Here is a 25207-nt window from a genome sequence, read left to right as displayed (position 1 = left end):
GCGCCCTCACCGAGGGCGCACTTGTACTATCCAGAGGGTGCGCTTAACTCCTGTGTTACCGGCGTGCTGCTGGTAATACAGGAGATTCACCATGAGAACCAGGCTCTGCAGAGTTGCTTTTCCCCTTCTCTTGGCCAGTAGTATTCTTTCTGGTTGCGTCACGACTTCCAGTACGGGAGACGCAGTACTCAACCAAGGGAACTGGCCCTTGTGCACTGCGATTGGAGGCCTGGCCGGTGGCGGCCTAGGCGCAATCGAAAGTTCGGCTTGGGCAGCAGGCGGTGCCGTGGCCGGAGCGGTCATTGGCAGCCTTATTTGCTATGCCCAGGACGGTGATGAGGACGGCGACGGCGTGTTTGATCGTCGCGACCGTTGTCCCGGTACACCGCCCAATACTTCGGTGCGCCACAATGGCTGCCCTTACAGCGAATATGCGAGTACAGCGCAAGCGATGGAGCCTGATGAGCCTGCAGTGCCGATTCGCGTCGAGCTGGACGTCAAGTTCGACTTCGACAAGTCGGTCGTCAAGGAAGGCAGTTACGCTGATATCAAAAGTCTCGCTGACTTCATGAAGCAGTATCCGCAGACCACCACGATTGTCGAAGGGCACACCGATGCCATTGGCTCCGATGCCTATAACCAAGGCTTGTCCGAACGGCGTGCCAATGCCGTGCGCGACGTGCTAGTCGAGCAGAATGGTATCGAAGCTGACCGGGTCTCGGCTGTGGGTTACGGCGAGTCACGCCCGGTTGCCGATAACGACACCGAGTCTGGACGTGCGATCAATCGACGGGTCGAAGCTGCGGTCGAAGCGCTGCCGTAGCCGATCTTGCCTGATGTGGGCCGGTCGTTGATCGGCCATGCATCTGGCCCGGCGGGAGATCGCCGCACTTTTTGCTAGCCTGGCGCAAAGCAGTTAAGGTGCCGCAGAACAAAAAGCTGCCAGGGGCGAACATGAAGATCTTGTTGGGATTGGGAAAAGTACTGACCGCATTATTCTGGGGCGTGGTCTTGGCCAATCTGATCAATCCGTTCGCGCAACCTTTTGCACTGTTGCTGAATATGGCGGGCGCTTTGCTTGTATTGGTCCACGGGTTGGAGTTGTGGCTATTCAATGAACGCATGAACGGGCGTGCTCGGCTGGGGCTTGAGCGCGTACAGGTATTGCTGTTCGGCATTTTCCACTTGCAGGGCTTGTCGTTGGCGCCGGCGCAGCCGGTGAGTGCGGCCCTGGCGCAGGTGGAGGTCGAGCATGCGTAGCCCGTTGTTGTTGGCCGCGCTCTGCAGTCCGCTGGCACTGGCGCAGAACCTGATCGAGGTGCAGCCGCATGCCATGCTGCGATTACCCGCAACAACCCATGTGTTGCAGGTGGAGCGCTTGCACATTGCAGATCATGGCACCTTGCTGATTCCATCCGGGCTGACTGACATGCATGTCGCGGAGCTGCGCCTAGGGCGTAACGCACGGATTGCCATTGCACCTGGCGAGCAGCCGTTTCGTCTCGACGTGGAGAGCGGCGAGGTCGCTGCTGGCGCGCAGATCAGCGTGCGTGGTGCCCCGGGGTCGTTCCTGCAACCGGCATTGCCGGGTCGTACACTGAGCCTTCGTCTGGTAGCTGTGGCGACCGAGGCCCTCCTGGTCGATGCCCGAGGTGGCATGGGTGCGCCAGGTTACTCGGGTCTGGATGGCGCGGATGGCAAGCCGGGCGGCTGTACCTGGGGCCAGGCCAGTCGCGGCTATGATGGCTTGCGCGGCGGCGATGGCCAGGCCGGCGCCAGGGGCGGGCAGGTGCGCCTGGAGGTGCCGCTGGGCTTTCCTCTGGAACGGTTGCAGGTGCGTCTCGATGGCGGCGCCGGTGGCTCTGCCGGCAATGGCGGAAATCCTGGGGCCGGTGGTGCGAGCAAGGGCTGCTGGCTGTACAGCACGTCGCATGCCCGTGATGGGCGCTCCGGTCAGTCCGGCCAATCAGGCAGTGCCGGGGCGGCAGGCAATCTGGATGTAGTGCGCTTCTAACTCAGCGGCTCAAGGCCAGGAGCGCCATGCGCTCCTGGCTCGTCCTCAAAAGCCTGGGCGGGTGGCAGCGATGCTGATCAGGCCCAGACCCAGTATCAGGTTGATTCCCACCAGGCGGCGAATTCGCCCGAGCGCGGCACCGCCGCTCGGCCAGTCTTCGGCGGCCACCGCGCGGCGCAGTTCAGGCAGTTGCAGCGCCTGTACACGGAGAAACAGCGCGAGCATGGCGATATACAGGCCGATCATGATGTGCACATAGCGCGGCGCGACCTCGAAACCGGAAAAGCGCAGGTTGAGCATGCCCACGCCGGTGATTGGCAGCACTATCACGGCCGCCCAGACCCAGTAGAAGAAGCGCTGAAATACTTCGAGCCACAGTTTCAAGCGCGCCGGCGCCTCTAGTGCGCTGACCGCGGCGGGGCGCAGGATCATCCAGGCGAAGAACATGCCACCGACCCATACGAGTGCGGCAAGCAGATGCAGGGCGTAGGTCACAGCGTAAGGTGTCATGTAAAACTCCAGTCCGGGTTCTGCGCATTATCGATTAGCGCGCTATGATAGCGGCCGTTGCAAGACACTGAAAATTTATCCAGCCTTTTCGCGCCCAGACCCCACGTCCAGATCCCATGCTCAGTACCGAACTCAAGTCCCAGATCCAGGGCGCCTACACGCGTTTTCTCGAAGCCAAGTCGCTCAAGCCTCGCTATGGCCAACGGCTGATGATCGCCGACATCGCCAAGGTGCTGGGGGCGATCAAGGTCGACGGGGAGGGTCGGCGTGAGGGCGAGCCGGCCGTGGTGGCGGTAGAGGCCGGTACTGGCACCGGCAAGACGGTGGCCTACTGCCTGGCGGCGATTCCCGTGGCCAAGGCCGCCGGCAAGCGTCTGGTGATCGCCACCGCGACGGTCGCCCTGCAGGAGCAGATCGTGCACAAGGATCTGCCCGACCTGATGCGCAATAGCGGCCTGAGCTTCAGCTTCGCCCTGGCCAAGGGCCGGGGCCGCTACCTGTGCCTGTCGAAGCTCGACATGCTGTTGCAGGAAGGCCAAGCGCAAAGCGCCACGGCCCAGTTGTTCGAGGAAGAAGGCTTCCGTATCGACGTCGACGAGCAGAGCCAGAAACTGTTCGTGGTCATGATGGAAAAGCTCGCCGGCAACAAATGGGACGGAGATCGCGACAACTGGCCCGAGGAGCTGGAGGACACGCGCTGGTCGCAGCTGACCACCGACCACAGTCAGTGCACCAGCCGGCATTGCCCGAACTTCCAGCAGTGCGCCTTCTACAAGGCCCGCGAGGGCATGGGCAAGGTCGATGTGATCGTCACCAACCACGACATGGTCCTGGCCGACCTGGCGCTGGGCGGTGGCGCGGTGCTGCCCGACCCGCGTGAAACCCTCTATGTGTTCGACGAAGGTCACCACCTGCCGGACAAGGCCATCGGTCACTTCGCCCATTTCACCCGCTTGCGCTCGACCGCCGATTGGCTGGAACAGACCGCGAAGAACCTCAGCAAGCTGCTGGCCCAGCACCCGTTGCCGGGTGATCTGGGGCGCTTGATCGAGCAGGTCCCGGAGCTGGCGCGGGAGATCAAGACCCAGCAGCAGTTCATGTTCAGCGCCTGCGAGCAGGTGGCCGAGTTCAAGCCCGGCGAAGACATGCAGGGCCGCGAACGGCCGCGTCACCGTTTCGTTGGCGGCCAGGTGCCGGAGCACCTGCGTGAGCTGGGTACGGAGTTGAAGAAAGGCTTTTCCAAGCTGTCCGAGCTGTTCACCGGGGTGACCGAAAAACTCAAGGAAGCCATGGATGGCGAGGCCACCATCGGCATTGCCAGTCATCAGGCCGAAGAGTGGTACCCGCTGTTTGGCAGCCTGCTGGCGCGGGCCCATGGCAGTTGGGAGCTGTGGCTGGCCTTCACCGCCGAAGACCCCGAAGACAGTCCGCCGATGGCACGCTGGCTGACCCTGGCCGACAGCGGTGCGCTGTTCGACATCGAGGTCAACGCCAGCCCGATCCTGGCGGCCGAAACCCTGCGTCGCAACCTGTGGAATGTGGCCTATGGCGCCCTGGTGACCTCGGCAACCCTGACCGCGCTGGGCACCTTCGATCGCTATCGGATGCGTGCCGGCCTGCCCAAGGTGGCGGTGACCTCCGTGGTGCCGAGTCCCTTCCATCATGCCGATGCCGGCGTTCTGCGGGTGCCGAACCTGCATGCCGATCCGCGTGATGCGGTGGCGCACACGGCGGCGATCATTCGCGATTTGCCAGCGTTGGTGGAAGGCTCGCGTGGCACCCTGGTGTTGTTCTCCTCGCGCAAGCAGATGCAGGACGTGTTCGAGGGGCTGGAGCGCGATTGGCGCAAGCGGGTATTTATCCAGGGCAACCTGTCCAAGCAGGAAACCCTCAACAAGCACAAGGCGCGGGTCGACAGCGGCGAGGACAGCGTGTTGTTCGGCCTGGCCAGTTTCGCCGAAGGCGTCGACCTGCCCGGCGCCTATTGCGAGCATGTGGTGATCGCCAAAATCCCCTTCGCGGTACCGGATGACCCGGTGGAGGCGGCGCTGGCCGAGTGGATCGAAGCGCGTGGTGGCAACCCCTTCATGGAAATCGCCGTGCCCGATGCCTCGCTGCGCCTGGTCCAGGCCTGCGGGCGCTTGCTGCGTACCGAAGCCGACCGCGGCACCATTACCTTGCTCGACCGGCGAGTGGTGACCCAGCGTTATGGCAAGGCAATTCTCAATGCACTACCGCCTTTTCGGCGGGAGATCAGTTAGCCGGCTGCCTGGGTTTCCAAGTGCATGCCGGGCTGGAACAATGCGCGGCTGATCATCCATTCCCCAAACCAAGGAGCCGCTTGTGCAGATACAGGGCTATTTCGACCTCAAGTTCGAGGCGCTCAAGGACGCCTTCGCCGCCCTGTTCGACGATCCACAGGAGCGTGGTGCCGCACTCTGCGTGCAGATCGGCGGCGAAACGGTGCTGGATGTCTGGGCCGGGGTGGCCGATAAGGATGGTCAGCAGGCCTGGCACAGCGACACCATTCTCAACCTGTTTTCCTGCACCAAGACCTTTACCGCCGTGACTGCCTTGCAACTGGTCGGCGAGGGCAAGCTCGAACTGGACGCCCCGGTTTCCCGTTATTGGCCAGAGTTCGCCGCCGCTGGCAAAGCCAGGATCACCCTGCGTCATTTGCTCTGTCACCAGGCCGGGTTGCCGGCGTTGCGGCAGATGCTGCCGGCCGAGGCCTTGTACGACTGGCCGGCGATGACCAGCACCCTGGCGGCCGAAGAAGCCTGGTGGCCACTCGGCGAGGGGCATGGTTATGCGCCCATCACCTATGGCTGGCTGGTTGGCGAACTGTTGCGGCGCGTCGAAGGCCGCGGCCCGGGTGAGTCGATAGTCGCGCGCATTGCCAAGCCGCTTGGCCTGGACTTTCATGTCGGTCTGGCCGATGAAGAATTCGACCGCGTGGCGCATATCTCCCGCGGCAAGGGCGGCATGGGGGATGCCGCCGCCCAGCGCCTGCTCAAGGTCATGATGAGCGACTCGAGCGCCATGACTACGCGGGCCTTCAGCAACCCGCCGTCGATCATGACCAGCACAAATAAGCCGCAGTGGCGTCGAATGCAGCAGCCAGCGGCCAACGGTCACGGTAATGCGCGCAGTCTTGCCGGTTTTTACAGCGGTTTGCTCGATGGTCGCTTGCTGGAAGGTGAGTTGCTCGATGAGCTGACCCGTGAGCATGCTGTCGGTGATGACAAGACCCTGCTGACCCGCACGCGCTTCGGTCTGGGCTGCATGCTCGATCAACCCGAGGTGGCCAATGCCACCTATGGCATGGGCGCGCAAGCGTTCGGGCACCCGGGTGCGGGTGGTTCCAGCGGCTTTGCCGATCCGGAGCGTGATGTGGCGTTTGGCTTCGTGGTCAACAATCTAGGACCGTTCGTCTTGATGGACCCTCGCGCGCAGAAACTTGCGCGTGTATTGGCAGATTGTTTGTAGAAAGCTCGGCTAAACTCCGGGCACAGTGTGGTTGTTTTAAGTGTTCATGCCGGCTCGTTGTCGGTTTCTCTTGACTGTTTCGTATGTGGATATCCCATGCTCACCAACAAATCTCTCGCCTTCGCCCTGTGTCTGCTCCTCGCCGGTTGTGTCGGCTCTGAGAAGATCAAGCAGCCACTGGCGGTTGCCATGCCCGATCCGGAAGTCACCCAGGCCTGGCTGGACGATTACGAACCGCGCGTGCGTGAGGCGATCAAGGGCAGCCACTTCGTGCTCGAACGGCGCGAGAACTTGCTGGTGGTAACCGCTCCGGTGCTGGGCAGCTTCAACCCGGACCGTCCCATGATGCTGCTGCCGGTGACCCTTGGGCCGATCAGTCGGGTTGCCAAACTTGCGGAAAAAGACCAGAGCGTTGCCGTGCTCGTGCTCGGCCATGCCGACAGCAGTGGCGTCGCTACGGCCAACCGCGAACTCAGTCACGAGCGGGCGCGGGCCTTTACCGCGATTTTCCGCTTGAGCGGGTTGAAGCAGAATCGCTTGATGGTCAAAGGCATGGGCTCGGACATGCCGCGTGCAGCCAATGACAGTGTCGAGGGTCGCGCACTGAATCGGCGGGTGGAGATCATGCTGACCTCGAAGGGCACCATGAAGGGGCTGGTCGCCAAGTACAGTCAGCCGGCTGCGCCGGCGCTGGTCGCAGTCCGCAGCAAGCAGCAAGACAGTGCCAACTCGGTTACCGGCAAGTAGTTACTTGCTTTGGATCAAGCCAAGTCCGGCGTGTCCGGGTAAGCTAGGCAGCCTCCGTTCTAGAGGGCTTTGTCATGACCCAGACCCTGGCCGATATGCGCCGCGACTACACCCGTGATGGCTTGTGCGAGACGCAGGCGCCTGGCGAGCCCTACAGCTTGTTCAAGCAATGGTTTGCCGAGGCGCTGAAGACCGAGCAACCGCCGGTCGAGCCCAATACCATGACCCTGGCCACCGTAGATGCCGAGGGTCGCCCGCATTGCCGGGTGCTGCTGCTCAAGGGATTAGACGAGCGCGGGTTCACCTTCTTCAGCAACTACGACAGTGCCAAAGGCGAGCAAATGGCCGTCAGGCCCTATGCGGCCATGACCTTTTTCTGGCCAACCCTGGAGCGTCAGGTGCGCATCGAGGGTCGGGTCGAGCGCGTCACTGCGGCCGAGTCCGATGCCTATTTTCAGGTGCGTCCGCTGGGTAGTCGCCTGGGCGCCTGGGCTTCGCCCCAGAGTCAGGTGATCAAGGATCGCGCCGAGCTTGAGCGCCTGCTGGCGCAAGTCGAAGAACGCTTTCTCGACCAGGCGCCCCACTGTCCGCCACATTGGGGCGGTTATCGCCTGTTGGCCGAGCGGGTCGAGTTCTGGCAGGGCCGTTCCAGTCGCCTGCATGACCGCCTCGACTATCGCCTGCACAACGATGTCTGGAGCCGCGAGCGGCTGGCCCCCTGATTACGCCGAGGCCGCCCGGCCGCCACATCCTACAAAAAACTGTACGGCGCCAACCCTACAAAAGCCTCGATCACGCTGCCCCGAGCAGTTACCTCGAGCAGGCCGCGATCGGTATCACTCGCCGCAGGCCGTGCGCCAGGGGTTCATCGGCGCGGTGCGCTTCGAACGGAACGCGGCACGCTGCCGCGGACGTCTGGCGTCCTCACTACAGCACTCGATGTTCTCGCAAGCGCTCAGGGCGCGCGGTAATCGGCGGCCGCGCGTTCCAGCCAGGCGTGCAGTTCACGACGTTTGACCTTGCCGGCCTGGGCTTCGGCCAGGCGCTGGAGCATGTAATTCTTCTTCGCGGCGTCCTTGCCTGCCATCGATAAGGCCAGGTCGCGGTCGGCCCAGCGCTTGATGCGCACATACAGCCACCAGTGAAAGTAGAGCCCGGCGCAGGTCAGGCTGACGATGATGAAATAATCCATGGATGTTCCCTCCTGCGGCGAAGCCTAACCGATAGCCTAAGCTGACTGAAGCAGGCGGGTTGTCGCGCAGGGTTTTTCCGAGGGCAGGATGACAGCCGCGAACTTTGCCGGTCTAATGAGCCCAATATTGCAAACGGAGGCGGTTCTCATGCATAAGCCTGTTGCGTTGGTTACAGTTTTTACTGCATTGGCTCTGATCCTGGGTGGCTGTGCGTCCAGTCTCACGGGCGACACCTATTCGCGCGATGAAGCCCGCACGGTGCAAACCGTGCGCATGGGGACTATCGAATCGCTGCGGCCGGTGAAGATCGAAGGCACCAAGACGCCGATCGGTGCCGGTGCCGGTGCGGTGGTCGGGGGCGTGGCTGGTAGCGGTGTTGGTGGCGGTCGCGGCAGTGCTGTCGCGGCAGTGATCGGTGCGGTCGCCGGCGGCTTGATCGGTGCCGCCACGGAAGAGGGCTTCACCCGTACCCAGGGCGTGGAAATCACCGTGCGAGAAGATGACGGCACCATGCGTGCCTATGTCCAGGCCGTCGAAGAGAATCAGGTCTTCCGGGTTGGTCAGCGTGTACGGATCATGACCGCCAACGGCACCAGCCGCGTCGCCCCGTAACCCGTGTCCAAGCCGGATCGGCGTCAGCTGATCCGGCTTTTTCGTGCGCGTCATTTAATGGTTTTTATCCTGTTGCCTGGCGAGCGCTACAGTCAGACAATCCCGCGGGTTGCGATTTTAGTAATACTTCTATTCATAACGCTGTATCGATAGGCGTGGGTAATCGTGGAATAATCCTGCGCCGACAAAGGCTTAGCTGGCTCTGACGGGAGTTGGCAAGTGGCCCTTGAGTCATTCAAGGGCTCCTGGGAATGAACGCGGGCCTTTCAAGTCATGCAGCAGGCGTAGACCTGCCGATACATTAAGGCGCGCCAGCCCCATGACGGTGAATCCGCATTATGGGGCTGGCGTAGCAGTTTGGACGCTAACCGTCGGCCACGATCTGGCTGGCGGGCATGCAAAAAAGGGGTTTTGTGTATGGCGCTTGCGCTAATTGTCGCCTTGCCATTCTTGGGGATGATCCTGCCACTGTTGGCTGATCGATTGGGGCGTTCAGCCTGCTCGGTGGCGGCGGGACTGGCGCCGTTGGCGGCTTTGCTCCTGCTCCTGTCGCAACAATCGTCGGTGTTTGCCGGTGAGTTGGTCAAGGTTCAGCTGAACTGGTTGCCGGCGCTGGGGCTGAGCCTGAGCCTGCGTCTGGATGGCCTGGGCTTTCTGTTCGCCCTGCTGATTCTCGGCATTGGCCTGCTGGTGATTCTCTACGCCCGTTACTACCTGACGAAACAGGAACCGATGGGGCGTTTCTACGCGTTCCTGCTGCTGTTCATGGGGTCGATGCTCGGCGTGGTGTTGTCGGAAAACCTGCTGCTGATGCTGATGTTCTGGGAGCTGACCAGCCTCTCGTCGTTCCTCTTGATCGGCTTCTGGAGTGGTCGTTCGGATGCTCGCACTGGTGCGCGCATGGCTCTGGCGATTACCGGTGGCGGCGGCCTGGCCCTGCTCGCGGGGATTTTGCTGATAGGCCATATCGTCGGCAGCTTCGAGCTGTCGCAGGTGCTCAGCGCCGGTGATGCAATCCGTGCCCATGACCTCTACCCCTTGGCCCTGGTGCTGGTGCTGCTCGGCGTCTTCACCAAGTCGGCGCAATTTCCCTTTCACTTCTGGTTGCCCCATGCGATGGCCGCGCCGACGCCGGTTTCGGCCTATCTGCACTCGGCGACCATGGTCAAGGCCGGGGTGTTTCTGCTCGCGCGGCTGTACCCGGCGTTGGCCGGCACCGAATGGTGGTTCTACCTGGTCAGCATTACCGGCCTGGTGACGTTGTTGGTCGGCGCCTGCATGGCCCTGTTTCAGCACGACCTCAAGGGCTTGCTGGCCTACTCGACCATCAGCCACCTGGGCCTGATTACCCTGCTGTTTGGTCTGGATACCCGCCTGGCGACGGTGGCTGCGGTGTTCCATATCATCAATCACGCAACCTTCAAGGCGTCGCTGTTCATGGCCGCGGGCATCATCGACCACGAGACCGGCAGTCGCGATATGCGCCGAATCAACGGCATGTGGAAATACATGCCGCATACCGCCATGTTGGCGATGGTCGCGGCCTCGGCGATGGCCGGGGTGCCCTTGCTCAATGGCTTCCTGAGCAAGGAGATGTTCTTCAGCGAGACCCTCAATCAGCACCTGCTCGGCAGCTTCAACTGGGTGATCCCGGCGACGGCGACCCTGGCCGGGGTATTTTCGGTGGCCTATTCACTGCGCTTCATCCATGACGTGTTCTTCAACGGCGAGCCGATCAATCTGCCGAAATACCCGCCCCATGAACCGCCGCGCTACATGAAGCTGCCGGTGGAAGTCCTGGTATTTCTCTGTCTGCTGGTTGGCATAGTGCCGGCCTACACGGTTGCGCCGCTGCTCGCCGCGGCGGCGACCTCGACCCTGGGCGGGGACCTGCCCGAATACAGCCTGGCGATCTGGCATGGCTTCAACCTGGCGCTGCTGATGAGCTTTATCGCCCTGTTTGGCGGAATTCTCGTGTATCTATTTCGCCAACCGCTATTTCGCTGGTATGCCGGCCTGCCGAGCATGGATGCCCGCTTGTTGTTCGAGCAGGCCATGCTGCTGCTGGTGCGGGTTTGCGTAGCGATCACCAAACGCCTGGAAAACGGTTCATTGCAGCATTACCTGGGGTTGCTGCTGGGCGTTGCGTTGCTGGTGGTGACCTTCGCGCTCAGCACCTTGCCGCAAGTTACCGGCCCGCTGGCAATGACCCCGATCGATGGCATCACCGCATTGGGGCTGGGCATCCTGGCGCTGGCCGCGCTGGCAACGGTGGTATTTCATCGGCAACGCCTGGTGTCGCTGCTGATGCTCAGCGTGGTCGGCCTGATGGTGGCACTGGCCTTTGCCCGCTATTCGGCGCCGGATCTGGCCCTGACCCAGCTCTCGGTGGAGGTGGTGACTATCGTCCTGCTGATGCTGGCGCTGTTCTTCCTGCCGGCGCAGACGCGTAGCGAGTCGAGCAGCATCCGTGGTCTGCGCGATTTCATTCTGGCGGTGGGCTTCGGCCTGATGGTGGCGATTCTGGTGTTTGCCGTCCTGACCCGGCCCTATGACAGCATTTCCAGTTTCTTCCTGGAGAACAGCCTTGCCGGCGGCGGTGGCCACAATGTGGTCAACGTGATCCTGGTGGACTTCCGCGGCTTCGATACCCTGGGTGAAATCAGCGTGCTGGCGATTGCCGGTGTCGGCATCTACGCCATGCTCGATGGCCTGCGCCTGTTCCAGCCCCGCGCCGATGCGCATGGCCGCAACTGGGCGCGTGATCGGCATCCGTTGATCCTGGTCACTCTGTCGCGGGTGTTGTTGCCGATGGCCCTGTTGATTTCGGTGTTCATCTTCCTGCGTGGTCACAACCTGCCGGGTGGTGGTTTCATCGCCGGTCTGGTCACCGCCGTGGCGCTGATCCTGCAATACGTCGCCAGCGGCGTGCAGTGGACCCAGTCGCGGCTGCCGCTCAACTATCACCGCATGGCCGGGGCCGGGGTACTGATTGCCGGGCTTACCGGGCTCGGCAGTTGGCTGTTCGACCGGCCGTTCCTGACTTCGGCATTCGGTCATTTCGAGATCCCGTTGATCGGCGAGATCGAACTGGCCACTGCCATGCTGTTTGACCTGGGGGTGTACCTGACCGTGGTCGGTGCGACCCTGCTGATTCTCGCCAACCTGGGCAAGCTGACCCAGGAACAGGCCGGACAAGAGGTACTTTGAGATGGAAGCTTTGTTTGCCGGAGCCCTCGGCATTCTCACCGCCAGCGGTGTTTACCTGCTGCTGCGGGCGCGCACCTTTCCGGTGGTGATGGGCCTGACGCTGATCTCCTATGCGGTCAACCTGTTCCTGTTCGCCATGGGTCGCCTGCAGACCGGGGTGACCACCGTGATCGGCGCCAACGCCGACTATGCCGATCCGCTGCCGCAGGCATTGGTGCTGACCGCCATCGTGATTGGCTTCGCCATGACCGCCTTCGTGGTGGTGCTGGCGCTGCGCAGTGTCGGCGAAATGCAAACCGACCACGTCGATGGCCGGGAGTCCACCCGATGAATCACGGGTTGATCCTGCCGGTATTGCTACCGATGTTCATCGGTTGCCTGCTGCTGTTCGGTGCTCGGCTGAGCATGCCGGTCAAGCGCACCCTGTCGTTGACCTCTGCCACCGTGCTGGTGCCCCTGAGCTTCTGGCTTATGTGGCAAGCCGACCAGGGTGTACTGCAGGTCTATGCCCTGGGCAACTGGCAAGCACCGTTCGGCATCATCCTGCTGCTCGATCGGCTGAGTGCGCTGCTGCTGGTCGCCACCGCGGTGCTGGCTTTCTTTGCCCTGCTCTATGCGACGCGCGGCGATGACGAGCGCGGGCGCAATTTCCATGCGCTGTTCCAGTTCCAGTTGATGGGCATCAACGGCGCCTTCCTCACCGGCGACCTGTTCAACCTGTTCGTGTTCTTCGAGATCCTCTTGATCGCCTCCTATTCGCTGTTGCTGCATGGCGGCGGCGCGGAGCGGGTGCGCGCCGGCTTGCACTACGTGATCCTCAATCTGGTCGGTTCGGCCTTGTTCCTGCTGGCAGTCGGTGTGCTCTATGGCATCACCGGCACCCTGAACATGGCCGACATGGCCATGCGGGTCGCCGCCGCCACAGCCGATCAGGCGCCTCTGTTGGGGGCGGCCGGCTTGCTGCTGCTGGTGGTTTTCGGCTTGAAGGCGGCATTCCTGCCGCTGTATTTCTGGCTGCCCAGGGCATACGCCTCGGCCACGGCGCCGGTGGCGGCCCTGTTCGCGATCATGACCAAGGTCGGCCTGTACTCGATCCTGCGCGTGTATACGCTGATCTTCGGCGATGATGCCGGCATGCTGGCCAACATGGCCCAGGAATGGCTCTGGCCAGCAGCGCTGCTGACCATCGGCCTGGGCGTCATCGGCGCGTTGGCGGCCAGCAGCCTGCACGGCTTGCTCGCCTACCTGGTGGTAGTCTCGGTCGGCACCGTGCTGGCGGGGATTTCCCAGGGTACGCCGCAAGCCCTGGCTGCCGCCTTGTTCTACCTGCTGCACAGCACCTGGATTGCCGGTGGCCTGTTCCTCCTGGCCGACCTGATCGCGCGCCAGCGCGGGGTGAAAGCCGGCCAGCTGATCCAGGGGCCGGCATTGCAACATCCGCATCTGCTGGGCACCCTGTTCTTCGCTGGCGCCATCAGTGTGGCCGGCTTGCCGCCGCTGTCCGGCTTCATCGGCAAGCTGCTGCTGTTACAGGCGGTCGAGCCGGGCCTGCAGGCGCTGTTCCTCTGGCCGGTGCTACTGGGCGCAGGCCTGGCCACCTTGGTTGCGCTCAGTCGCGCCGGCAGTACCTTGTTCTGGCGGGTCGGGCTGAGCCAGCTGGACAGTGCCGAACTGGACGCCGGACGCTTACTGGCCTGCATCGGACTGCTGCTGCTCAGCCTGCTGCTGGTGGGCCTGGCCGCGCCGCTGTTGGCCTATGTCGACGCCACGGCCAAGCAGTTGCTGGACCTGCAGTTGTATCGCCAGATCGTCCTGCCGGGAGGTGCGTCATGAAAGCCCGTCGCTGGCTGCCCCATCCGCTGTTGAGCCTGACCTTGCTGCTGGTCTGGCTGCTGCTGGTCAATGAGATGAGCGTGGGCCACTGGTTGCTTGGTACGCTGCTTGGCTGGCTGATTCCGCTGGTGACCCAGGTGTTCTGGATCAACCCGCCGCGCATTCGCAAACCGCTGAAGCTGTGCTTGTTCTTCCTCCAGGTGCTGGGCGATATCATCATCGCCAACCTGCAGGTGGCCAAGCTGATCCTGGGGCCGAGCGCCAGGTTGCGTCCGGCCTTTGTCGAGATTCCCATGCTGCTGGAGGACGAACTGGCCCTGACCATGCTCGCCAGCATCATTTCCCTGACCCCGGGGACGGTGTCCGCCGATTTGAGCGACGACCGCAAAACCCTGTTGGTGCATGGTCTGGATGTGGACGACGAGGCCGCCTTGGTCGATCAGATCAAGCGCCGCTACGAAGCACCGCTGCTGGAGGTATTCGCATGCTCGCCTACGTGATTCCGCTATGCCTGGCGATCATGGGCCTGGCCCTGATGCTGACCCTGGCGCGCCTGATCAAGGGACCCGATATGCCGGACCGGATCCTGGCCCTGGACACCCTGTACATCAATGCCATCGCCTTGCTGGTGCTGTTCGGCATCTGGCTGGGCTCTGATCTGTATTTCGAAGCGGCGCTGCTGATCGCCGTGATGGGCTTTATCGGCACGGTGGCGGTTGCGAAATACCTGCTGCGCGGCGACATCATCGAGTAAGGAGTTGTCATGCATAACTGGATCGAAGCCCTGGTCGCCCTGTTTCTATTGCTTGGCAGCCTGTTTGCCCTGGTCGGCGCCATTGGCCTGTACCGCCTGCCGGACTTCTTCATGCGCCTGCACGGGCCGACCAAGTCGACCACCCTGGGCGTGGGCGGCATGGTCATCGCCTCGCTGATCTACTTCGGCAGCCGGGGCGACGGCATCAGCCTGCACGAGCTGCTGATCACCCTGTTCCTGTTCATCACCGCACCGGTCAGCGCCCATATGCTGGCCAAGGCCGCCCTGCAGCAGAAACTGCGCCTGAGCGACAAGACCCGCGGTAGGCCCTGGGAGCAGTAGGGCGATTGGGGCGGCGTTCCGTTGGGAGGTAGGGCGGCTTCGCAGCGTAGCGGCAACCCGCCGGCTTTGTGCTGCGCCGGTGAATCCAATGTGCACTGCCTGCGGGTAGGGCGGCTTCGGAGCGTAGCGACAACCCGCCGGCTTTGTGCCGCGCCGGTGAATACATGGCGTACTGCCTGCGGCGAGTAGCGCCCTACGGATCGCGGATTGCTCCAGATCGTAGGGCTTGCGGTCCTGCACGGCCTCTGGCCTGCGAATCACGCCCCCGTCACCCGCTCAACCATCGCCAGGCGCACAGTTCGTGCGCCTGACTGTATCTGTTCGCACCGCACTGGCCTGGCTACACTCGGGCTTTTGCGGGGAGTGGCACATGAGCGGGCAGGGCAGGGGAGTGGCAGTGGTCTGCCTGGTTGTGGCCATGGCGCTGTGGGGTAGCTCCTTCATCGCCCTGAAATGGGCCTTCGCCGAACTGCCGCCGCTGTGGGTGATCTTCGCCCGCATGGCCCTCGGCAGCCTGGTTTTTCTGCTCGCCTGGCGCTGGCGCGGGTGCATCTGCTACCGCGCCGGCGACTGGCGTTACCTGCTCGGCCTGGCCGCGTGCGAGCCCTGCCTGTACTTCATCTTCGAGGCCCTGGCGCTGCAGAACACCAGTGCCGCGCAGGCGGGGATGATCACCGCGCTGTTGCCGTTGCTGGTGGCCATGGGCGCCTTTGTCTTCCTGCACGAACGTATCAGCCGCACCACCCTGGCCGGCTTTCTCCTGGCGCTGGTGGGGGCGGTTTGGCTGAGTCTGGCCGGCCAGGCTGATGCCCATGCGCCGAAGCCACTGCTCGGCAACTTCTACGAACTGCTCGCCATGCTCTGCGCCATGGGCTACACCCTGCTGCTCAAGCACCTGTCCGCGCGCTATTCGGCCTTTATCCTGACGGCCATGCAGGCGTTTATCGGCAGCCTGTTCTTCCTGCCGCTGGCGCTGCTCAGCGCGCCCCTGCCCGCGAGCATCTCGCCGCAGGGCATGCTGGCCGTGGCCTACCTGGGGGTGGTGGTAACGGTTGGCGCCTATGGCTTGTATAACTATGGTGTCAGCCAGTTGCCGGCCAGTCAGGCGTCGGGCTTTACCAACCTGATACCGCTGTTCACCCTGGTGTTTGCCATGCTGCTGCTCGGTGAACGCCTGAATACCCTGCAACTGCTCGCCGCTGCGCTGGTGTTCGGCGGGGTGGCTTTGAGCCAATGGCGCAATGCGCCAGCCGTACCGGTTGGCGTGCTGGATTGAGGAGATACTGATGAGCGATTGCAGACCCTGGGCGCGCGAGGCAATCCGCATCATCGAGGCGGATTTCCAGCGCAGCGCCGATACCCACCTGATCCCCCTGGCGCTGCCTGGCTTGCCGGGCATCGAGCTGTACTTCAAGGACGAGTCCAGCCATCCCACCGGCAGCCTCAAGCACCGCCTGGCCCGTTCGCTGTTCCTGTATGCCCTGTGCAATGGCTGGCTCAAGCCCGGCGCGCCGGTGATCGAAGCCTCCAGCGGTTCCACGGCCGTTTCCGAGGCCTATTTCGCTGGCCTGCTGGGCCTGCCCTTTATCGCCGTGATGCCGGCGACTACCTCGCCGGAGAAGATCGCGCAGATCGCCTTCTATGGTGGCCAGAGTCATCTGGTCGAGGATCCGCGGCAGATCTACGCCGAGTCCGAACGCCTGGCCCGCGAGACGGGCGGTCACTTCATGGACCAGTTCACCTACGCCGAGCGCGCCACCGACTGGCGCGCCAACAACAACATCGCCGAATCGATTTTCCAGCAGTTGCGCAGCGAACGCTTTCCCGAGCCGAGCTGGCTGGTGTCCAGCCCCGGCACCGGCGGCACCCTGGCCACCCTCGGCCGTTATGTGCGCTACCGCCGTCACGCCACTCGGGTGCTGTGCGCCGATGCCGAGCGCTCGGTGTTCTTCGACTATTACCGCAGCGGCGATGCCAGCCTGACCCTGGACTGCGGCTCGCGCATCGAAGGCATCGGCCGGCCGCGGGTCGAGGCATCCTTCCTGCCCTCGGTGATCGACGCCATGTGCAAGGTGCCCGACGCCCTGTCGCTGGCGGCCATGCACTACCTGGCGCGGCGCCTGGGCCGGCATGTCGGCGGCTCCAGTGGCACCAACCTGGTCGGCGCACTGCTGGTCGCCCAGCGCATGGTCGCGGCCGGCGAGTCGGGCTCGCTGGTGGCGATTCTCTGCGATGGCGGCGAACGCTATGCCACCACCTATTACGACGAGAACTGGCTGCAGGCCCAGGGTTTCCAGCTGGCGCCGCTGATCGAGGCGGTGGCGGCCTGCGCCGAACGCGGCGAGCCATTGCCGGGTGATTTGTCGACGGCAGGCCTCTAGCCGGTACCCACAGTCCCGTGGATGGGTTAGCCGCTAGCGGGGTGTTCAGGCAAGTCACCCATTTTATATGCGGCGTAACCCATTATGGCGCACCGCGCCGGGCCACGTTTTTGCAATCTTTGCAGCGCGCCATAGGATCTATGGCTTCATGAAACAGGGAGGATGGATGAGCGACTTCGAAATACGCCAGGCACAGGATCGGGATATCGATAACCTCTGTGCGCTGATTTTCGAGCACGGGCCGAACCCCTGGAACCACCTGCCTCAAGACGAAGTGGCTGCCCATCTGCAGGGCATCGCCGCTGGCGCGGTGCAGGCGCTTCTGGCCGAGCGTGAGGGAGAGTTGCTGGGTTTCGTCAGCTACCGGCAGTCGCGCGACTTCGCGCGATACCAGCCCGCGCCACGTCGCGCTCAGGTGCATGCCTATATCTGCGAGGCGGTGACTCATCGCGACATGGCAGGGCAGGGGCTGGGCTCACACTTGTTGCGCCAGGTGGTCAGCCTGCTGGCCGAGCAGGGCCTGCACGACATCTATATCGAGCGTCACGAGGAAAACGCCGCCTCGGCAGGGATGATGCGCAAGGCCGGTTTCGTCGAGATCGAGAGCTACGCCGACCCAGATCGACGGCCCCATGGCTCGGGGCGCACCACGGTCTGCTGTCTGCGCATGCCGCAGGATGGATGATGCTTCACTCCGGCACCCTACCTCTCGGCCCTCATTGAGACCCGACATGTTCCGCACCAGGCCAGTACCTTGGTCACGCCGATGCCGTCGACCCCGGCGCAGAGAATGCCGCCTGCAGAGCCTGCGCCTGCGCCTGCCTGGAACAGATCTTTGGCTTGATGCGTACGGTTCAGGGGCAGATCGTCCTCTAGCGTTCGCCGGTCTGATGGCGCGGGGCGTATCAGGTACTGCCACCTGCACTCGGCTGCCGATCGCAGCAATGTGCGAGGTGCATCACCTTTCGTGAACCTGCTCTTGAAATGGCATAGTGCCATGACATATAAGATCGTCCAGTTTGTAAGCAACACTCATAGGCAAGGGATGGCCTGGATTTAGCGCTCGTCCCTGCCTGAACGATTCTCCCAATGTCTTGTGCACCGTTATCTGCTTCCTGTCTGTATCAGGAGACGATCTACAGTGCCTGGGAAGTAGCAGTACAGCAGGGAAGCTAATGTCCGATACACCGCCCAATACCGGCGACCAGCCGCTCGATACCGGGTTGGCCTGCCTGGTCATGCTCGCGCGCTTTCATAACGTCGCCGCTTCTCCCGAACAACTGGCCCATGAGTTTGCCGAAGATGGCCGCCAGTTCGGCCGTGGCGAGCTGCTGATGGCCGCCAGGAAACTCGGGCTCAAGGCCAAGGCGGCGCGCAGCAAGCTGGAGCGCCTGGCGCTCATACCGCTGCCGGCGTTAGCCGTGGCCAAGGACGGCCGCTTCTTTATAATCGCGCGCCTGGATGAAGGCAAGGCGCTGATCCACGATCCGCAAACGCAACGCCCCGAGGTGCTCAGCTTCGAGGAATTGCAGGCGCGCTGGAGCGGCGAGCTGATCCTGGTCCGCTCCGAGGCATCGCTGGCGGGCGAGCTGAGCAAGTTCGACTTCAGCTGGTTTATCCCGGCCATCGTCAAGTACCGCAAGCTGCTCGGCGAAGTGTTGCTGGTGTCCTTCGTACTCAATGTTTTCGCGCTGCTGACGCCGCTGTTCTTCCAGGTGGTGATGGACAAGGTGCTGGTCCACCGTGGCCTGTCCACCCTGGATGTGATCGCTGTCGGCCTGCTCGGCATCATGCTGTTCGAGACCGCGTTGAGCGGCCTGCGCACCTATGTGTTCGCCCACACCGCTAGCCGCATCGACGTCGAGCTGGGTTCGCGGCTGTTCCGTCATCTGGTGACCCTGCCGCTCGCCTACTTCCAGGCCCGCCGGGTCGGCGACTCGGTGGCGCGGGTGCGCGAGCTGGAGAACATCCGCAGCTTCCTCACCGGCAACTCCATCACCCTGGTGCTGGACGTGCTGTTCTCGGTGGTGTTTATCGCCGTGATGTTCGTCTACAGCGGCTGGCTGACCCTGATCGTGCTGCTGTCCCTGCCACTGTATTTCGTCGTTTCCCTGCTGATCACCCCGGTGCTGCGCGCGCGGCTGAACGAGAGCTTTAGCCGCGGCGCGGAGAACCAGGCCTTTCTGGTGGAGACGATCAACGGCATCGACACCCTCAAGTCGATGGCAGTGGAACCGCAGATCACTCGCAAATGGGACAACCAGCTGGCCGGCTACGTGGCTGCGGGTTTCAAGACCCAAAGTCTCTCGGCCATTGCCAACGAAAGCGTCGGCCTGATCGGCAAGCTGGTCACCGTGGCAACCCTGTGGATGGGCGCACGGCTGGTGATCGACGGCGACCTCAGCGTAGGCCAGTTGATCGCCTTCAACATGCTCGCCGGCCGGGTGTCGCAGCCGATCATGCGCCTGGCCCAATTGTGGACCAACTTCCAGCAGACTGGCGTGTCGGTGCAACGTCTTGGCGACATCCTCAACAGCCGTACCGAACTGTCGCAGGACTCGCGCAGCGCGCTGCCACCGCTCAAGGGGGCGATCGAGTTCGACCAGGTGCAGTTCCGTTACCGCCCGGATGGCTCCGAGGTGCTGCGCGGCATCAGCCTGAGCATCCAGGCCGGCGAGGTGATCGGCGTGGTCGGGCGCTCCGGTTCCGGCAAGAGCACCCTGACCCGCCTGCTGCAACGCCTCTACACCCCCGAACGCGGCCGGGTGCTGGTCGATGGCATGGACCTGGCCCTGGCCGATGTCTCATCCTTGCGCCGGCAGATCGGCGTGGTACTGCAGGACAACATGCTGTTCGCTCGCAGCATCCGCGAGAACATCGCCCTGAGCGACCCTGGCACGCCGATCGAGCGAGTGATGCAGGTGGCCAAGCTGGCCGGCGCCCATGAATTTATCCTGGAACTGCCGGAAGGCTACGACACCGTGGTCGGCGAACACGGCGCCTCGTTGTCCGGTGGCCAGCGCCAACGCGTGGCCATCGCCCGCGCGTTGATCGGCAACCCACGCATCCTGATCTTCGACGAAGCCACCAGCGCCCTAGACTATGAGTCCGAACGGGTCATCCAGCAGAACATGCAGGCCATCTGCAAAGGCCGCACCGTGATCATCATCGCCCATCGCCTGTCCGCCGTGCGCGACGCCAACCGCATCCTGGTGATGGACCGCGGGCAGATCGTCGAACAGGGCAGCCACGCCGAACTGCTGGCCCACCAGGCCGGCCACTACTCGCGCCTGCATCGCCTGCAGCATGGCGGTGCGGCATGAGCCCCAAAAAAGTATCAGGTCCGTACGATCAGTCCCCTCGCCCCGCAGGGGAAAAGCCGAAGGGATCGCGTGAGTCGCACCGACCTGTAGGGGCGGGCCATGCCCGCGAAACAACGACACAGGCACATCGCGTCTTCTACTGCGTTTCGACGCTCGGGTTCTTGTCATGACTTCGCCTTCGGCCAAACGCGACCTCCTTAACCGCTACCGCCAAGCCTGGCGTCATTCCTGGAAAAACCGCCAGGCCATGGACGCACCGCCACGGCTGAGCCATGAATTGCAATTCCTGCCCGCTGCCCTGGCCCTGCAGGAGCAACCGGTACACCCGGCCCCGCGCTACATCCAGTGGCTGATCATGGCCTTCGCTGCCCTGACCCTGCTCTGGGCCTGCGTCGGTGAGATCGACGTGGTCGCCACGGCCAGCGGCAAGATAGTCCCCAGCGGCAAGAGCAAGGTCATCCAGCCCAGCGAAGTGGCGGTTGTCAAGGCCATCCACGTGCAGGACGGCCAGCGGGTCAAAGCCGGCGAAGTGCTGGTGGAACTGGATGCGCGGATTACCAGCGCCGATGTCGAGCGTTTGCACAGCGACCTGCTCGCCGCCCAAGTCGACAGCGCCCGCGCCCAGGTGCTGCTGCAGGCCATCGCCCAGGACGAAGAGCCGCCCAGTCTGGCGGCACTTATCCCCCAGGCCGATGCCACCGAGCAACGTGCCGCGCAAGACTGGGTGCAGGGCCAATACCTGGAACTGCGCAGCACGCTTGAGCAAACCGCCGCCGAAATCGAGCAGCGCAGCGCCGAGCTGCAATCGGTCAACACCAGCATCGATGCGCTGAATAAAACCCTGCCGATCAGTCGAGAGCTGGCGGCCGACTACAAACGCCTGCTCGACAAGCAGTTCGTGGCCAAGCACGCCTACCTGGAAAAACAGCAGAACCTGCTCGCCCAAGAGCGTGAGCTGGCCATGCAGCAAGCACGCTTAAGCGAATTGCGCGCAGCCAAGCGCGCCGCACAAAGCCAGCAAAACAGCGTGCTCGCACAAACCCGCCGGGCCATGCTCGATCTGCAACACGAAGCCGATCAGCGCGCCGCCGCCTTAAGCCAGGAACTGAACAAGGCCGAACAACGCAACCACCTGATGCAACTCACCGCCCCGGTGGACGGCACCGTGCAACAGCTGGCCATCCACACCAACGGCGGCGTGGTCACCGAAGCGCAACCGCTGATGGTCATAGTGCCCAGCGACCAGCCGGTGGAAGTAGAGGCCATGCTGGAGAACAAGGACATCGGCTTCGTCCGCCCAGGCCAGGAAGTCGAGATCAAGGTCGAGACCTTCACCTTCACCAAATACGGTGTGGTCGAAGGCACGGTAGTGAGCATCTCCAGCGACGCCATCGAAGACGAGAAACTCGGATTGGTCTACAGCGCGCGGATTCATCTGAAGACCGACAGCATTCAGGTAGGCGCCAATAAGATCGCTCTGTCGCCGGGTATGGCGGTAAGGGCGGAAGTGAAGACGGATAAGAGGAAGGTTATCGATTACTTCTTGAGTCCGCTCAAGGAGTATAAAGGCGAGAGCCTAATGGAGCGTTAATAAGTTTTAGGAATGGGAAAAGACTGATCTCGGAAGATGATGCCTGGCAACTACGCAGGCTGTAGGTCGGTAGGCTCAAGAAATCGGGGGTTTTCAGAATTTCCTTTAGCGCTTTTGTTTATTGTGTTTTGAGTTGGCGATCTAGTGTGTCTTTTTGTTCTGGCTTTTAAATGGATATTTAAAGAGTCCCGATATGAAGAAAGCTCTTGTGGTTCTGGTCTTTTTCTTTGTTGCTGTTGCCGCGTTTTGGGGGTATGGAAATTATGTGCGTTTGACGGGTTCTGAGGGCGCGTCGTGGCTTTTGGATATGTGGGGCGTAAGATATTTTGGTCTGCGATCCGAGTCTAATCAAGACTTTGAGTTTATTTATCATCGGAGTTTGGGTGCTGGGGCGAGCAAGGATCAAGGTTTAATTGATTATGTTGTTGGCAATAAATGCTACGACTCTTCGTGGCGTTGCTCTGTGATTATGACGGCGGCGTCTAATCTCATGCTGGATGATGGCCAAGTTAAGGTGGGGCTTCGTGGTGCCGTTGAGGCATATGAGCGCACCCGCGGTGGGTGCTCAATAATTTTGGAGACCACGATTCTTTCATATCATTTGAGAGAGCTTTCCTCAGTGCGTTCAATCAATGTGGAGAGTAGGGCTGGTGCTCTATTGAGAAAAATAAAAGCTCGTGGGGGTGTTCTTTCTGATATTCGTGGAGATGCTTGTCGGGAGTTGGTGTCAAAAAGTCCTGAATATTTCACTACCTATGCATTGTTGATTGCAAAGTTGCTGGTTTTTTCCGGTGGGCGGAATGCATATTCTGCTGCATATATAGATTCTTTGGAGAGATAGTCGGGAGGGATTATGAGTGACGTGCTAAGTACTATTAAGGATGTACGGGATGCCATTGAGAATGGGCAGAGCACTGCTGGGTATATTGAGAGTCAAATTGATGCGATGACCTCAGCCTCGGGACCTGATGCAGAGCAGCAGATCCAAGAATCAATGGGGCTTATTGCTGATGCTGTTGGTGGGATTCCTGGGGGCGTGCTTCAAGCTATGCTAACTGCAACAATGTATGCTGGTAATAGCGACGAGGCAAAGAAATATCAGAATACATTTCTTCGGTATGCTATTGATTTGGCGAACTCTGCGAATAATTATATTTTGCCAGAATATAAGCGCCCAGATGGTTATCCTGAAGGCTATCCGGTTCCAGAAAGAGAACCCATTCCCTATCCGGATGGTGATTACTATAAGCCTGAGGACTTGTTGGAGTCGGATCTTAGGGAAAAGATGGACCTTGGGGGGGAATATCTAGATAAACTTAGAGATGTGTATGATGCCCTAAAGGGGGATGCGAGCTTGGCGCAAATATGTGCCCCCAATTGGTCTGAATACATAAATTCTGAAGTCGATAGGATCAATAATCGCGTCAACTCGGATTTTAAAACTGCTCTCAATTTCGTCCAGCGCCGCGATCCCCTTGCTCTGGACCTCGATGGTGACGGTATCGAAACCGTTTCCGCCAATTCCGGAATCACCTTCGACTTTGATGGCGATGGCCTAAAAACCGGCACCGGCTGGGTCAAGGGCGACGACGGCTTGTTGGTGCTGGATCGCAATGGCAACGGCAGCATAGATACCGGCGCCGAATTGTTCGGGGTCGATACCGTCAAGGCCAATGGCCAGTTGGCCACAGACGGCTTCGATGCCCTGCGTGACCTGGATGGCAATGCCGACGGCGTATTCGATGCACAGGATGCGCAGTTCGCCAATGTGCGCGTCTGGCAAGACCTGAATCAGGACGGCGTGGCCCAGGCAGGCGAGCTGAAGAGCCTGGCCGAGCACAACATCACGGCCATCAACCTGGGCTCGACCCAGACCAGCCAGAACTCCAATGGCAACCTGATCAGTGCCGTCGGCAGCTTCGTCCGTGATGACGGTACTGAAGGTGAGGTCAACGCCAACCAGAGCCTGGCCGCCAACCTCGACCTGGCCGCCAACCCTTTCTATCGCGAGTATACCGATAGCGTCGAACTGGACGATGCGGCCAAGGCCTTGCCGGACATGCAGGGGTCCGGAGCCGTGCGTGACCTGCGCGAGGCGGCCATGCTCGACGCTGGTCTGAAAAGCGTGCTCAGCCAATACAGTCAGGCGCAAACTCGCGAGCAGCAAATGGCACTGCTCGATCAGTTGTTGGTCGAGTGGGCGTCGAGTTCAGGTTACCAGACCTGGGATCAGCGCATCGGCAACCTCGGCAGCGACACAATGGAGGTCAGCTTCGCCTACTCGTGGGAACTCCCGGCGACAGATGGCATAGGCTTTGGCTCCGGCAGCAGTAGCGGCGAGCTTGGCATGCCCGCCGAAGATAGTGGACCAACCGCCGCGCAACTCGCACAGAAGCAGGTACTGGAACGCATCAAGATCCTGGAGATTTTCAACGGCCAGAACTTCTTCAATTTTTCGCAAAATACCACGTCAACCGACGCAGATGCCGACGCCATTAGCAGCTTCACCCTGTCATCGGGAACAACCTCAGGCACCAAATCATTGGGGTTTGGCGTAAGGGAAGTGATACTGACTGAAGAAGACATTCTGATCAACGCTGGCCAGGCCGGGTTGCTCAACCAGGCGTACGATGCTCTGGTCCAATCCGTATATAACGGTCTGCTGCTACAGACACGCTTGAAACCTTATGTTGATAGCATCGGCCTTACTCTCGCCGAAGAAGGTGTAAGCCTGGATTTTGCCGAAACGTTCGCTTTGCTTGAACAAGCACATGGCAGTGATCCAATTGGGGCGACAATCGATCTGCTTGAGTTCGGCGCGGCAATATCAGGTCCGACTGGCTGGAGTGATGCTGCGTCCGCGCACTTGAGTATCTGGATGCCGCAATTAACTACCGAGCAGATAGATGAATTAAGGCTAAAACTTGGTGGTGGGAATAAGTTTACGTTCGGCGATGGCTCAAACAATAACTTCATTAGCAATCTTCTATTGGGTGAGAGTGGCAACGATACTATTAACGGTACTAGTGGTAGTGATGTATTTCTTGGCGGTGTCGGAAGCGACACCCTAAGTGGTAATGACGGCGCCGACCTGCTCGATGGCGGCACTGGCAACGATTACCTAAATGGCGGTTACGGCAGCGACACCTACCTGCTGACCAAGGGCGCCGGCTACGACACGATTTACGATTACGACTACAACGCTAAT

23 protein-coding genes are annotated in these 25207 nt (G+C 61.6%); 21 read left to right on the top strand and 2 right to left on the bottom strand.

Going from position 1 to position 25207, the window contains the following annotated elements; translation table 11 throughout:
• Positions 1 to 91 precede the first annotated feature (91 nt).
• From PH586_RS19945 to PH586_RS19935, 3 genes are all read left to right on the top strand, one after another.
• Entirely contained in the window at positions 92 to 823 is a 732-nt protein-coding gene (locus PH586_RS19945) for an OmpA family protein (RefSeq protein ID WP_271349550.1), read from the top strand.
• Positions 824 to 954: 131 nt separating this feature from the next.
• Positions 955 to 1260: a DUF1145 domain-containing protein gene (locus PH586_RS19940; RefSeq protein ID WP_271349549.1), complete on the top strand. Its 306-nt coding sequence runs from the start codon at positions 955 to 957 to the stop codon at positions 1258 to 1260.
• Positions 1253 to 2014, top strand: coding sequence for a collagen-like protein (locus PH586_RS19935; RefSeq protein ID WP_271349548.1), 762 nt, complete (start codon positions 1253 to 1255; stop codon positions 2012 to 2014). The genes PH586_RS19940 and PH586_RS19935 overlap by 8 nt, the downstream gene beginning before the upstream one ends.
• A gap of 45 nt (positions 2015 to 2059) precedes the next feature.
• Here PH586_RS19935 and PH586_RS19930 read toward each other — a convergent pair whose 3' ends face one another.
• Positions 2060 to 2524, bottom strand: a complete 465-nt coding sequence (locus PH586_RS19930) for a CopD family protein (RefSeq protein WP_271349547.1) — start codon at positions 2522 to 2524, stop codon at positions 2060 to 2062.
• A gap of 116 nt (positions 2525 to 2640) precedes the next feature.
• Here PH586_RS19930 and dinG point away from each other — a divergent pair, with 116 nt between their 5' ends.
• The 4 genes from dinG (at position 2641) to pdxH (ending at position 7482) form a co-directional block, all read left to right on the top strand.
• Positions 2641 to 4785 (top strand): ATP-dependent DNA helicase DinG, encoded by a 2145-nt coding sequence (gene dinG / locus PH586_RS19925; RefSeq protein ID WP_271349546.1) that lies wholly within the window; start codon positions 2641 to 2643, stop codon positions 4783 to 4785.
• 82 nt (positions 4786 to 4867) lie between these two features.
• Positions 4868 to 6013, top strand: coding sequence for a serine hydrolase domain-containing protein (locus PH586_RS19920; RefSeq protein ID WP_271349545.1), 1146 nt, complete (start codon positions 4868 to 4870; stop codon positions 6011 to 6013).
• A 96-nt stretch (positions 6014 to 6109) separates the two neighbouring features.
• Positions 6110 to 6760 (top strand): OmpA family protein, encoded by a 651-nt coding sequence (locus PH586_RS19915; protein ID WP_271349544.1) that lies wholly within the window; start codon positions 6110 to 6112, stop codon positions 6758 to 6760.
• A 74-nt stretch (positions 6761 to 6834) separates the two neighbouring features.
• Positions 6835 to 7482 carry a pyridoxamine 5'-phosphate oxidase gene (pdxH, locus tag PH586_RS19910; RefSeq protein WP_271349543.1) on the top strand — a complete coding sequence of 216 codons (648 nt, stop codon included), beginning with the start codon at positions 6835 to 6837 and terminating at the stop codon, positions 7480 to 7482.
• Positions 7483 to 7715: 233 nt separating this feature from the next.
• On the opposite strand, the gene PH586_RS19905 is transcribed toward pdxH, so the two are convergent.
• On the bottom strand, positions 7716 to 7952 hold the full coding sequence (locus PH586_RS19905) for a hypothetical protein (protein WP_271349542.1): 237 nt from the start codon (positions 7950 to 7952) through the stop codon (positions 7716 to 7718).
• A gap of 148 nt (positions 7953 to 8100) precedes the next feature.
• Here PH586_RS19905 and PH586_RS19900 point away from each other — a divergent pair, with 148 nt between their 5' ends.
• The 14 genes from PH586_RS19900 to PH586_RS19835 form a co-directional block, all read left to right on the top strand.
• Positions 8101 to 8565 (top strand): outer membrane lipoprotein, encoded by a 465-nt coding sequence (locus PH586_RS19900; RefSeq protein WP_271349541.1) that lies wholly within the window; start codon positions 8101 to 8103, stop codon positions 8563 to 8565.
• A gap of 417 nt (positions 8566 to 8982) precedes the next feature.
• The gene (locus tag PH586_RS19895; protein ID WP_271349540.1) at positions 8983 to 11775 is read left to right on the top strand and encodes a monovalent cation/H+ antiporter subunit A; all 2793 of its coding nucleotides are present in this window, start codon (positions 8983 to 8985) and stop codon (positions 11773 to 11775) included.
• A gap of 1 nt (position 11776) precedes the next feature.
• On the top strand, positions 11777 to 12106 hold the full coding sequence (locus PH586_RS19890) for a Na+/H+ antiporter subunit C (RefSeq protein WP_238043000.1): 330 nt from the start codon (positions 11777 to 11779) through the stop codon (positions 12104 to 12106).
• Positions 12103 to 13608, top strand: a complete 1506-nt coding sequence (locus PH586_RS19885; protein WP_271349539.1) for a monovalent cation/H+ antiporter subunit D — start codon at positions 12103 to 12105, stop codon at positions 13606 to 13608. Before PH586_RS19890 ends, PH586_RS19885 begins: the two co-directional genes overlap by 4 nt.
• On the top strand, positions 13605 to 14108 hold the full coding sequence (locus PH586_RS19880; protein ID WP_271349538.1) for a Na+/H+ antiporter subunit E: 504 nt from the start codon (positions 13605 to 13607) through the stop codon (positions 14106 to 14108). The genes PH586_RS19885 and PH586_RS19880 overlap by 4 nt, the downstream gene beginning before the upstream one ends.
• The gene (locus PH586_RS19875) at positions 14093 to 14362 is read left to right on the top strand and encodes a K+/H+ antiporter subunit F (protein WP_238042997.1); all 270 of its coding nucleotides are present in this window, start codon (positions 14093 to 14095) and stop codon (positions 14360 to 14362) included. The genes PH586_RS19880 and PH586_RS19875 overlap by 16 nt, the downstream gene beginning before the upstream one ends.
• Positions 14363 to 14371: 9 nt before the next feature.
• Positions 14372 to 14704, top strand: coding sequence for a Na+/H+ antiporter subunit G (locus PH586_RS19870; protein WP_271349537.1), 333 nt, complete (start codon positions 14372 to 14374; stop codon positions 14702 to 14704).
• A 370-nt stretch (positions 14705 to 15074) separates the two neighbouring features.
• The gene (locus PH586_RS19865) at positions 15075 to 15980 is read left to right on the top strand and encodes a DMT family transporter (RefSeq protein WP_271349536.1); all 906 of its coding nucleotides are present in this window, start codon (positions 15075 to 15077) and stop codon (positions 15978 to 15980) included.
• A 10-nt stretch (positions 15981 to 15990) separates the two neighbouring features.
• Complete coding sequence (locus PH586_RS19860; protein ID WP_271349535.1) at positions 15991 to 17085, top strand: PLP-dependent cysteine synthase family protein; 1095 nt, start codon at positions 15991 to 15993, stop codon at positions 17083 to 17085.
• Positions 17086 to 17251: 166 nt separating this feature from the next.
• The gene (locus PH586_RS19855; protein WP_271349534.1) at positions 17252 to 17770 is read left to right on the top strand and encodes a GNAT family N-acetyltransferase; all 519 of its coding nucleotides are present in this window, start codon (positions 17252 to 17254) and stop codon (positions 17768 to 17770) included.
• Positions 17771 to 18260: 490 nt separating this feature from the next.
• Positions 18261 to 20408: a type I secretion system permease/ATPase gene (locus tag PH586_RS19850; RefSeq protein ID WP_271349533.1), complete on the top strand. Its 2148-nt coding sequence runs from the start codon at positions 18261 to 18263 to the stop codon at positions 20406 to 20408.
• Positions 20409 to 20574: 166 nt separating this feature from the next.
• On the top strand, positions 20575 to 21999 hold the full coding sequence (locus tag PH586_RS19845; RefSeq protein ID WP_271349532.1) for an HlyD family type I secretion periplasmic adaptor subunit: 1425 nt from the start codon (positions 20575 to 20577) through the stop codon (positions 21997 to 21999).
• Positions 22000 to 22192: 193 nt separating this feature from the next.
• Complete coding sequence (locus PH586_RS19840; RefSeq protein ID WP_271349531.1) at positions 22193 to 22840, top strand: hypothetical protein; 648 nt, start codon at positions 22193 to 22195, stop codon at positions 22838 to 22840.
• Positions 22841 to 22852: 12 nt separating this feature from the next.
• Positions 22853 to 25207: calcium-binding protein (locus PH586_RS19835; RefSeq protein ID WP_271349530.1), on the top strand; the 2355-nt coding region annotated here is incomplete at its 3' end.

This window comes from Pseudomonas aestuarii, from assembly GCF_027988105.1.
Classification (GTDB): domain Bacteria; phylum Pseudomonadota; class Gammaproteobacteria; order Pseudomonadales; family Pseudomonadaceae; genus Aquipseudomonas; species Aquipseudomonas aestuarii.
This window is presented reverse-complemented; position numbering and strand designations above follow the sequence as displayed.